This is a genomic window from uncultured Devosia sp. (assembly GCF_913055165.1).
Taxonomy (GTDB): domain Bacteria; phylum Pseudomonadota; class Alphaproteobacteria; order Rhizobiales; family Devosiaceae; genus Devosia.
In genome coordinates this window covers 62608-73274 of sequence record NZ_CAJXJS010000012.1, presented here as the reverse complement: position 1 = coordinate 73274, position 10667 = coordinate 62608, and the positions used below count along the sequence as shown (strand labels likewise).

The following is a 10667-nucleotide window of genomic DNA, read 5'->3' as shown; positions in this document are numbered from 1 at the left end:
CTATTGCCTTGGTCAAACTGAGGAGAAAATCCCATGATCATCGAACCCAAGATCCGCGGCTTCATCTGCACCACCGCTCATCCCACTGGCTGCGCCACCAATGTGCAGCGCCAGATCGATCATGTCGTGATCAAGGGACCCATCCCCTCCGAGCGCAAGCGCGTCCTCGTGCTGGGCTGCTCGACCGGCTATGGCCTCGCCTCGCGCATCGTCACCACCTTCGGCTCGGGCGCCGATACGGTCGGCGTATCCTTCGAGCGCGAACCGGGCGAAACCAAGCCCGCCTCCGCCGGCTGGTACAATAACCGCGCCTTCGAAAACCGCGCCCGCGCCGCCGGTTCGAAAGCCGTCACCATCGAGGGTGATGCCTTCTCGGACGAGGTGAAGGCCCAGACGGTTCAGGCCATCAAGGAAACCCTGGGCCAGGTCGACCTGATCGTCTATTCGCTGGCCTCTCCTGTCCGCACAGACCCCAAGGACGGCGTCACCTATCGCTCGGCCATCAAGCCCTATGGCAGCCAGGTCACCTCCAAGACGCTCAATACCGGCACCGGGGAAGTCTCCGAAGTCACTGTCGAACCGGCCACCGAGGAAGAAGCCGCCGCCACCGTCAAGGTCATGGGTGGCGAAGATTGGGAACTCTGGATCGCTGCACTCTCCGACGCGGGCGTGTTGGCCGATGGCTTCACCAGCCTCAACTACACCTATCTCGGCTCCGAGCTGACATGGCCCATCTACCACAAGGGTACGCTGGGCAAGGCCAAGGCCGATCTCGACCGCGCCGCCGCCGCCATCCGCGCCGCCCATGGCGAGAGTGCCGCCCATGTGGTTGCCCTCAAGGCCGTGGTCACCCAGGCCAGTTCCGCCATTCCGGTCGTGCCGCTCTATGGCACGCTGCTGATCAAGGTCGAGGACGAAATGGGCCTGGGCGAAGGGCCGATCCAGCAGATCGACCGCCTCTTCCGCGACAAGCTGCAGGGTACCCTGGTCCTGGATGACGACAATCGCATTCGCGTCGATGATTGGGAACTGTCCCCCGCCATGCAGGCCGAATTAAAAAAACGCTGGGCCGTGCTGAACACCGAAAATCTCGCCGACCTCGCCGACCTGCCGAAATACCGCGAGGAATTCATGAAGCTCTTCGGCTTCGCCGTCGGCGGCGTAGACTATTCCAAGGACGTCGACCCGCGCGTGGTGGACTAAGGCCATCACCCCACCCTCAATTCCTCCCCATTAAGGCGAGGGATTAAGGGTGGGGGTGAGCCGCACCCTACTCCCGATACTCGTGTTCCCCGCCCTGCCAGTCGCGCACGGTAAAGCATCCATCCGACCCGGTGATCGACCCGGCGCCGATGTCGGCCTTGCCATATCCCCCCGGGATATCGAGCACATAGACCGGCTGGCACAGCCCCGAAATCCGGCCCCGTAGCGCGCTCACTAGCGCCTGCCCTTCCGCGATGCTCACCCGGAAATGCCCCGTCCCCGGCGCCAGGTCGGGGTGGTGCAGGTAATAGGGCTTGATCCGGTTTTCGACGAAGCCGCGCATCAGGTTGGCCAATGTCTCGACATCATCATTGACGCCCCTAAGCAGGACTGTCTGGCTGATCAGAGCAATCCCGCCGGCAAGCATCCGCTCGAACCCGGCTTTCGCCGCATCGGTCAGCTCGCGCGGATGATTGGCATGTACCGCCAGATAGGTGGTCTTGCCGCTGGCGGTCAGCGCCGCCACCATCTCGCCATCGATCCGCTCCGGCTCGACCACCGGCACCCGTGTATGGAAGCGCACGATCCTGACATGCTCAATTCCGGCGAGCCGCTCCATCAGCGCCCGCAATCGCCGCGGCGAGAGGACCAGCGGATCGCCGCCGGTCAGGATAACCTCCCAGATTTCCGTGTGGGCAGCGATATAGGCCATGGCTGCATCCAGCTCCGGGCCGGTCAACGTCCCCAGACCCTGCGGTCCAACCATTTCCCTGCGGAAGCAGAACCGGCAATAGACCGGACAGACATGCACGGCCTTCAAGAGCACCCGGTCGGGATAGCGATGCACAATGCCTTCCACCGGCGAATGGGTGAGGTCGCCGATGGGGTCAGCACGTTCCTCGGGGGTCGTCACCAGTTCCTTGGTCGTCGGCACAAACTGGCGGGCGATCGGATCGTCCGGGTCGTTCGGATCAATGAGGTCGAGGACGGCGGGGGTAATGCCGATGGCGTATCTTTCCGCAACGGCGGAGAGATTGTTGCTGAGCTGAACCAGCCCGGCAGCGACGAGGCCGTCGACCGTCTTGATGGCACTCATTCCGCCACCGGCGCCCACAGCACCGCCTCGATCCGCTGCGCGCCCGTAGCCAGCATCACCAGCCGGTCAAAGCCCAGAGCCACCCCGCTCGCCTCAGGCATGAAATCGAGCGCGGCAAGAAAATCTTCGTCCACCGGATAGCGCTCGCCATAAATGCGCTGCTTCTCTTCCATCTCCGCTTCGAACCGCGCCCGCTGTTCGGCCGCATCGGTCAATTCGCCAAAGCCATTGGCCAATTCGACACCGCAGGCATAAACCTCGAAACGCTCGGACACCCGCGCATCCCCGGGCACACGCCGCGCCAGCGCCGCCTCGCACGCAGGATAGCGGTCCAGCACGGTGACCCGCCCATTGCCCAATTGCGGCTCGACCTTTTCGACCAGCACATGGGTGAACAGGTAACTCCAGCGCCGGTCCTCCGGCAGCGCCATGCCAAGGCCTTCCATCTGCGCGGCCAACCCCGCATCATCGGGCACACCATTGCTGTCCATCGTCGCCAGAAGCTCAATGCCTGCATAGCGTTCAAACGCTTCAGCCACACTGATCCGCTCCGCTTCGGCAAGCGGATCGCAAACGCGGTCGCGAAAGGTGAATTGTGCAATACCGGTGCTCTCAGCCGCCAGCCGGATGACGGCCAACGTATCGGCGATAATCGTCTCGTATGGTTCCCCCGCCCGATACCATTCGAGCATGGTGAATTCGGGATGGTGCAGCGCGCTGCGCTCGCGATTGCGCCAGACATGCTGCAGGCTAGCAATGCGCGTTTCCCCGGCGGCCAGCAGCTTTTTCATGGTGAACTCGGGCGAGGTGTGCAGATACATGTCCTGCCCGAGCCCGTCATTGCCGATCATCGTCGTGTCGAAGGCATGCAGATGCGTCTCATTGCCCGGCGAGCGCTGCAGCCCCGGCGGATCGACCACGAGGAAGTCGCGCTCGGCCATCCACTGGCGCACCACTGCATCGATCCGCGCGCGCGCCAGAAGGGCGGGCCGGCGATACATATGCCGCTCGGGATGCCACCAGGGCGATGTGTCAGAAGCTCTCATGCTCGGGTTTCTTGCCGTCCGGACTGGCTAATGAGCGCGGAATATTGTATCGGGCGCACCACAAAAGCGAATTCCGGCGCCCGGACGGCCCTGCCTCTAGCCCGCGCCAGCGACACGAACAAGGAAGAAATATGGTCAAGGTCATCGCCTCGTCCCTGCGCAAAGGCAATGTCGTCGAGCAGGACGGCAACCTCCACGTCATTCTCACTGCCGAAAACGTTCACCCCGGTAAGGGCAACTCGGTGACCAACGTCACCATGCGCCGCATCTCCGACGGCGTGAAGGTCATCGGCCGCTGGCGCACCGTGGAAATGGTCGAGAAGGCCGACGTGGATGATCGCGAATATGACTATCTCTATTCCGACGGCGAAGGCCACCACTTCATGGAGCCCTCGACCTACGAACAGATCACGGTCTCGGACGATGTCGTGGGCGACCAGAAGGCCTATCTCAGCGACGGCATGAAGGTTCACCTCATGACCCATGAGGGCATTGCCCTCTCCATGGAACTGCCCCAGCGCATGACCTTCGAGATCGTCGAGACCGAGCCGGTGGTCAAGGGCCAGACGGCGTCCTCGTCCTACAAGCCCGCTGTGCTCAACAACGGCCTGCGCGTCATGGTCCCGCCGCACATCGATGCCGGCACCCGCATCGTCATCCTCACCGAAGACAATTCCTACGTCGAGCGCGCGAAGGACTGATCGCTGGGTGCCTACGGCAACAAAAACGCCCCGGTGGGGCGTTTTTAGGCGATCAGGCCCGGAGAGCTACGCTCGCAGGGCCCTGCCTCAGACAACAGGCACAATAATACTGCGCTTCGCGCGGCAAAAATCTCCCCAGTGGGGAGATTTGAGGTCATCAGGCCTTGAGAGCTATGCTCGAAAGGCGGACACCGCTTCGCGCCGACAAAACTCCCCAGTGGGGAGTTCTGAGCAGGTCAGGCCCGCTGGGCCCAGTGCATCAACAATCACAATGCAAAACGGGCCCTCTGGGCCCGTTGTCATTTCTCGTCGAGGTTTCGCTCGGCCTCCGTCCAGAACAGCTCGGACCGGTCGGGCGGCGCTCCGCCGGCCAGCCATCTGTCATAAGCAACCTGGCGGATGAGCGCCTGCTTGGCGCGCAGCCAATAGGCCATGGCCTGCCCCTCCGGCCGCCCATCCTGTTCCCACAGGAAATAGGCGGTCCGGCGGATCTGCTCGGCCACGGCCGTATTCTTGTGCATGGCTGCGCCCGGCGCAGATGCCGTCAGGCAGCGGCCTTCAAATTCACCGCCGTCTTGGCCAGCTTGGTCAGCTTCTCGTCGGTCGCCTCTTCTTCCTTGAGGGTCTCGAGGAAGAGGTTCATAGCCTCGGTATGGCCAAGCTGCTTGGCCCAGGTGGCCAAGGTGCCGTAGCGGGCGATTTCATAGTGCTCGACTGCCTGTGCCGCCGACACCAGGCCGGCGTCCAGTGCCGGTGTACCCTTAAACTCTTCCATGATTTCCTTGCCTTCCTCGATAATGCCGAGAATGGCGTCGCAGGTCTTGCCGCGCGGGCTCTTGCCGAGCAGTTCGAACACCTTCTCGAGGCGCTCGACCTGGCCTTCGGTCTCCGCCCGGTGCTGCTCGAAACCGGCCTTGAGGTCTTCCGAAGTGGCCGCCTTGGCCATCTTGGGCAGGGCCTTCAGGATCTGGCGTTCGGCGTAGTAGATGTCCTTGAGGGTATCGAGGAAGAGATCGTCCAGTTGCTTTTCGGCCATTGTCTTCAGCTCCAGTTCTGAATGAGATGATGACGCTGGCCGGAGAACGGCGCGACCGCACCGAAGTTCCGGCACGGCCCGATCACTTGTTGAGGCTAGGCGCCGAACCGTTCGCACAACCACGCCATCTGCTCCCGATCCTGGAAGGGGCCGCCGCCTTCGTGATTGTTGAACTCATATTCGACAATGCTTTTGTCCGTTCCAGCAAAGGCCTTGTAGGCACCGTAGACCGTCGAAGGCGGGCAGATGTCATCCATCAATGCCACCGAAAACAGCGCCGCCGCCCGGCTCTGGCTGGCAAAATTGACCCCATCGAAGTAGCGCAGGGTTTCGAACACCCGCTCCTTCTTGTCCCGGTGCTGGGCGAGGTAGCGCACAATCTCGCCATAGGGATCGCGCGCCGCCACCCGCACCGCGCGGGGAAAGTCGCACAGAAACGGCACGTCCGGCATCACCGCCTTGACGCGCTCATCGATGCCGGCCACGGCCAAGGCGATGCCGCCTCCCTGCGAGCCACCACAAACCGCGACACGATCCGCATCAACGAAATCCTGCCCGATGAGCGCGTCGATCGCCCGCACGCCGTCGGTGAACAGGCGCCGGTAATAATAGTCTTCCCGGTTAAGGACGCCCTTGGTCATCACGCCGGGAATCTGGCCGGTCGAGCCGACCGGGTCCGCCGTGGCGCCGGTGCTCCAGCCGCTGCCCTGGCCGCGCGTATCCATGCGGAAATAGGCAAAGCCCGAGGCGGCCCAATGCAATTGCTCATGCGGAAAACCGCGCCCGCCCCCATAGCCCACATATTGCACGACAAGCGGCAACCGCCCTTCCCGGTCCCGGGGCAACACCAGCCAGCCCTTGACCGGATGCCCGCCAAATCCAGGAAAGGTCACGTCGAAGACCTCGACCAGCTTGAGCGTGGTCGCCGCCGGCTCCAGCACGGGGTCGCCACCAAGCCCGCGTGCCTCTGACAACGTCGTTTGCCAGAAGGTGCCGAAGTCATCAGGCAGCGTGACTGCGCTCTCGTAGAGATCGAGGGCGGGATGAACGATATCGGGAAAAGGCATGTCGGGTCCGATTGACGTGGTTTGACCGCGCCAATCTGCCCCTTAAGAACCGGATTATCCAGCCCGCAGCGTTATTTGCGCACCGATCACTGAGCCCGGAACAGGCTACGATGGTAGCCCACCATCGTCAGTTCCGGCCATAGCGAGACATTGTCGGGCAGTGCCATATTGCGGCCCTGCGCATCGCCGGGCTCGACCATGTCGGGTACGATTTCGGGATGCGCGGTATAGGCGCAATAGGCGTCATTGACCAGGATATGACCCTTCTCGAGCAATCCGGCGACAACCGCCTCTACAACAATGGCGTTTCCGGGAGCCATCGGGCCCCCATGTCCGAGCGGCTGGAACAGGAAGACCTCCAGCTCATTGGCGGCTTCGTCAGGAGGAAAAACCTTGCCGGTTACGGCACAGCGATTACCGTAAATGTCCAGCATCAGGCGTCGGAACGCGACAGCGTCATCCAGCGCGAACCCGCGTTGAACGCCTTCATAAAAACCATAGGAACGGTCGTGTCGCGTCACCGTATTTCCCCCATCGGGGGAAATATTTAGGCAAAACGCCCTGCGCGACAATGGCCAAATTGGCCGCGAACCCACTGTTATCGATGACAGAGTCTATCGACTGACCGTTTCTCGGTAATGGGCCAGCACTTTTGACGCATCGACCCCGATACAGACGGTCTGCGGCGGTCGATTCGCCCAGTCCGGATGACCACCTTTTCGTGTCTCCGGCATCTGGATCGTCTGGCCAACCGCAATGCCATCGCGCTGCACCAGCACCGGTCCGCGGCGGGTCTCGAACCACTCTGGATGGAGCGCATAGGTCACAGCCAGCAGATCATGGCCCACGACACCGGACAGGCCCATGATCTCCCGATAGAAGCGGGCATAGTGCTCGCACATCTGAGACAGCAACGCGCCATTCTCGCCCACTTCCTGCGACAGCAGGGCGAGATAGTCGGTGTCAAGAATGATGTCATGCGTTACATCAAGTCCGACCACGGCAACCGGCCATTCAGCTGCGAAGATTTCGTCGGCCGCCACCGGATCGCCGAAAATATTGGCCTCGGCCGCCGGGGTGATATTGCCGCTCCGCCCCTGATAGCCGAACGCACCGCCCATGATCACGACCTGCTTGCCCAGCCGAGCCACGTCCGGCTCCGCGCGCAGCGCCAGCGCCAGATTGGTCATCCGCCCGACTGCGATCAGGGTCACCTCGCCCGGATGCGCCTTCAGCGTGTCGATGATGAACTGGCTGGCCTCGGCCGGATGCAGATCGCTGTCGTCGATGGCGGGAATGTCGATCTCGCCCAGCCCGTTGACCCCATGCACGATCACCGGCTCGGCCTTGTCCACCCCGTCCAGGGTTCGTCCCGCCCCGCGCACCACCGGCGCCGAGAGCCCGAAGCGCTGCTTGAGAAACAGGGCATTGCGGGTCGTGGTGGCGATATCGGCATTGCCCACCACCGTTGTCACCCCGAGCAGATCGATCTTCGGCAGCTTGCTCAGATAGAGCAGCGCCATGGCATCGTCGATGCCCGGATCGGTATCAAAAATAACTTTCATCGTCTCATTCACTTCCATCAGGCCCGCCGCAACCGCGGCAGGCGCTAGGCTCTAGCCCATTGTTGTTCTGTTGTCGCTGCGATGCTCTAACATGAAGCGGCTTGACTATCGATCATTTTTGACCAAACGATCAAAAATCGACCGAAGCACCGGAGGGACCCATGCGCTTTGGATATAAGGCCTCGGCCGAACAGTTTGCGCCCAATGATCTGCTGCGCTTCGCGGTCGAGGCCGAACAGGCTGGTTTCGATTCGGTCTTCGTATCCGATCACTTCCAGCCTTGGAAGCACACGGATGGACATGCCCCCTTTGCGCCAGGCTGGATGTCAGCCGTTCTGGCCCGCACCGAAAGGATCGTTCTGGGCACCTCCGTGCTCACGCCGACCTTCCGCCTCCACCCCACGGTGGTCGCACATGCCTTCGGCACCATGGGCGCCATGTTTCCCGGCCGCGTCATCCTGGGGGTCGGCACTGGCGAGGGGCTGAACGAGGTCCCGGCCACTGGCATTGAATGGCCCGAACTCAAGGAACGCTCGGCCCGCCTGCGCGAGGCCGTCCGGCTGATCCGCCAACTCTGGACCCAGGATCGCGTCAGCTTCGAGGGCGAATACTACAAGACCGTCAACGCCACCATCTATGACAAGCCCGCCGAACCGGTGCCGATCTACATTGCTGCCGGCGGCCCGCTCAACGCCAAATATGCCGGTCGCGCCGGGGATGGCTTCATCTGCACCTCGGGCAAGGGCGCTGAACTCTATGTCGACCAGCTTCTGCCCAATGTGGCGGCGGGCCGCGCCGAGAGCACGCTGTCAGGCAAGCCCTTCGAGCGCATGATCGAGGTCAAGGTGTCCTTCGATACCGACCCCGACCGCGCCCTGAACGACACCCGCAACTGGGCCGCATTGTCGCTCTCCGCCGAGGAAAAGCACTCGGTCAAGGATCCCGAGGAAATGGAGCGCCTGGCCGATGCCTTGCCCATCGAGCGCGTCGCCAGGCGCTGGATCGTTTCCTCCGACCCCGATGAGCATGTTGCGCAGATCAAGACCTATATCGACTATGGCTTCGACCACCTGGTCTTCCATGCGCCAGGGACTGACCAGAGCCGGTTCCTGGCGCTCTATGCAAAAGAGATTCTGCCAAGGCTGCGGAAAGTGATCGGATGACCCCGCGCTTTTCCGTCTGGGGTGTCCCCGGCATTCCCGAAATCCAGCCCGGCGACGACCTCGTCGCCCTCATCACAACCGCCATCGAGGCGCAGGCAAAGACCGACTCCGGCACCGCTCTCCAGCCCGGCGACATTCTCGTCATCACTTCGAAAATCGTCTCCAAGGCCGAGGGCATGCAGGTGCCCGCCGCCGATCGCGAGAAAGCCATCGCCGCCGACACAGTCCGCGTGGTGGCCGAGCGCGTGCATCCCGGTGGCACCTTCCGCATCGTCGAGACGCGGCAGGGCCTCGTCATGGCCGCGGCCGGCATCGACATGTCCAACGTGCCCGAAGGCACGGCTCTGCGCCTCCCTGCCGATCCCGATGCCTCCGCTCGCGCGCTTTGCATCGGCCTGCGTGAGTGTTTCGGTGTCGACATCGGCGTCATCATCACCGACACCATCGGGCGCGCCTGGCGGATTGGACAGACCGATATGGCCATCGGTGCCGCGGGCATGCAATTGACCGACGATCTGCGCGGTGAAAACGACGCCAATGGCCGCCCCCTGCACGTGACCCAGGCGGTCATCGCTGATGAGATCGCGGGCGCCGCGGATCTGGTCAAGGGCAAGACCACCGGCATCCCAGTGGCGGTGGTGCGTGGTCTCGGCCGCTTCGTGCAGACCCTCGATGCCCCCGGTGCCCGCACCCTGGCTCGCACAGGCGATGATGACATGTTCCGCTTCGGCACTGCTGAGGCCTACCGGCTCGGCTATGAAGCTGCGCTGGCCGAAATCAACTCCAGAAAAAAGCAGAAGCAGGACTGACCATGCGTCACCTCGGTCAACTCACGTTCATTTTGCCCCTGCTGGCACTCCCGGCCCAGGCGGCCACCACCTATCCGCTGACCCTCGACAATTGCGGGTTCACCGTAACGATCGAAGCGCCACCCGAACGCGTCGTCACCATCAAATCCACGGCCACCGAACTCCTGCTCTCATTGGGCCTCGGCGATCACATCGTCGGTGTCGGCTTTCAGGACGGCCCCCTGCCGCCACACCTGGCCCTCGGCGGGGCCGGCATTCCGGTCCTGTCCGACAAGCTGCCCAGCCAGGAAGTGGTGCTCGAGGTCGAACCCGACTTCATCTATGGCGGCTGGGAGAGCAATTTTGCCGCTGACGGCGCCGGCGAACGCCCAACGCTAGCCAATCTGGGGGTGGCCACCTACGTCGCCCCCGCTGCCTGCCGCTCGATCAAGCCCGCCAAGCTCAGCTTCGATCAGCTCTTCGCCGAAATCGAGGAGATGGGGATGATTTTCGATGCCGAGGATGCCGCATACCGGCTCATTGCAGAACAACGCGCCACCTTGTCGGCGATCCAGCCTGACCCGCGCGGGCTCACTGCCCTCTGGTACTCCTCTGGCACCAAGACCCCCTATGTCGGCGCCGGGCACAACCCCCCCGCCATGATCATGGAAGCGCTTGGCCTCGAAAACATCTACGACAATGTTGAGGAAGGCTGGACCTCGGCCAGTTGGGAAGCCATTGTCGATGCCAATCCCGACGTCATCGTGCTGGTTGATGCCGTGTGGAACTCGGCCGAACAGAAAAAGACCCTGCTGGCCGAAAACCCCATCACCAGCCAGCTCGATGCTGTCGTCAACAAGCGCTACCTCATCATCCCCTTTCCCGCAGCCGAAGCCGGCGTGCGCAATGTGCCCGCCACCGCCGACATGGCCGAGCAGCTGAAGCGGTTGACCTTCGCGGAATGAAACGACCCAGGTTGCCCCACCCCCATTCCCTCCCCAT

General features: G+C 62.8%; 12 protein-coding genes. 5 read left to right on the top strand and 7 right to left on the bottom strand.

What is annotated here, in order from left to right:
- The first annotated feature begins 33 nt into the window (after positions 1-33).
- Positions 34-1203 carry an enoyl-ACP reductase FabV gene (gene fabV / locus QZ564_RS06300; RefSeq protein WP_297106438.1) on the top strand — a complete coding sequence of 390 codons (1170 nt, stop codon included), beginning with the start codon at positions 34-36 and terminating at the stop codon, positions 1201-1203.
- A 67-nt stretch (positions 1204-1270) separates the two neighbouring features.
- Here the strand turns inward: fabV and QZ564_RS06295 are convergent, their stop codons facing one another.
- Together QZ564_RS06295 and epmA are read right to left on the bottom strand one after the other, a co-directional pair.
- Positions 1271-2299 (bottom strand): lysine-2,3-aminomutase-like protein, encoded by a 1029-nt coding sequence (locus QZ564_RS06295; protein WP_297106435.1) that lies wholly within the window; start codon positions 2297-2299, stop codon positions 1271-1273.
- Positions 2296-3345 (bottom strand): EF-P lysine aminoacylase EpmA, encoded by a 1050-nt coding sequence (gene epmA / locus QZ564_RS06290; protein ID WP_297106432.1) that lies wholly within the window; start codon positions 3343-3345, stop codon positions 2296-2298. Before epmA ends, QZ564_RS06295 begins: the two co-directional genes overlap by 4 nt.
- Before the next feature lie 131 nt (positions 3346-3476).
- On the opposite strand from epmA, the gene efp reads away from it, so the two are divergent.
- Positions 3477-4046, top strand: a complete 570-nt coding sequence (efp, locus tag QZ564_RS06285; RefSeq protein WP_297106430.1) for an elongation factor P — start codon at positions 3477-3479, stop codon at positions 4044-4046.
- A 299-nt stretch (positions 4047-4345) separates the two neighbouring features.
- Here the strand turns inward: efp and QZ564_RS06280 are convergent, their stop codons facing one another.
- From QZ564_RS06280 to QZ564_RS06260, 5 genes are all read right to left on the bottom strand, one after another.
- Positions 4346-4567, bottom strand: a complete 222-nt coding sequence (locus tag QZ564_RS06280) for a DUF2934 domain-containing protein (RefSeq protein WP_297106427.1) — start codon at positions 4565-4567, stop codon at positions 4346-4348.
- Positions 4568-4590: 23 nt separating this feature from the next.
- A complete protein-coding gene (locus QZ564_RS06275; protein ID WP_297106424.1) occupies positions 4591-5082 on the bottom strand; it encodes a ferritin-like domain-containing protein in 492 nt (163 codons plus the stop codon).
- 95 nt (positions 5083-5177) lie between these two features.
- Positions 5178-6149, bottom strand: a complete 972-nt coding sequence (locus QZ564_RS06270; RefSeq protein WP_297106421.1) for an acetylxylan esterase — start codon at positions 6147-6149, stop codon at positions 5178-5180.
- A gap of 86 nt (positions 6150-6235) precedes the next feature.
- Entirely contained in the window at positions 6236-6670 is a 435-nt protein-coding gene (locus QZ564_RS06265; protein ID WP_297106417.1) for a hypothetical protein, read from the bottom strand.
- A 93-nt stretch (positions 6671-6763) separates the two neighbouring features.
- Positions 6764-7714 carry a nucleoside hydrolase gene (locus QZ564_RS06260; RefSeq protein ID WP_297106414.1) on the bottom strand — a complete coding sequence of 317 codons (951 nt, stop codon included), beginning with the start codon at positions 7712-7714 and terminating at the stop codon, positions 6764-6766.
- A 161-nt stretch (positions 7715-7875) separates the two neighbouring features.
- On the opposite strand from QZ564_RS06260, the gene fgd reads away from it, so the two are divergent.
- From fgd to QZ564_RS06245, 3 genes are read left to right on the top strand one after another with little or no spacing between them, the layout of a single operon-like run.
- Positions 7876-8877 carry a glucose-6-phosphate dehydrogenase (coenzyme-F420) gene (fgd, locus tag QZ564_RS06255; RefSeq protein WP_297106411.1) on the top strand — a complete coding sequence of 334 codons (1002 nt, stop codon included), beginning with the start codon at positions 7876-7878 and terminating at the stop codon, positions 8875-8877.
- A complete protein-coding gene (cofE, locus tag QZ564_RS06250; protein ID WP_297106408.1) occupies positions 8874-9686 on the top strand; it encodes a coenzyme F420-0:L-glutamate ligase in 813 nt (270 codons plus the stop codon). Before fgd ends, cofE begins: the two co-directional genes overlap by 4 nt.
- 2 nt (positions 9687-9688) lie before the next feature.
- A complete protein-coding gene (locus QZ564_RS06245) occupies positions 9689-10630 on the top strand; it encodes a putative F420-0 ABC transporter substrate-binding protein (protein ID WP_297106406.1) in 942 nt (313 codons plus the stop codon).
- Positions 10631-10667: the final 37 nt, after the last annotated feature.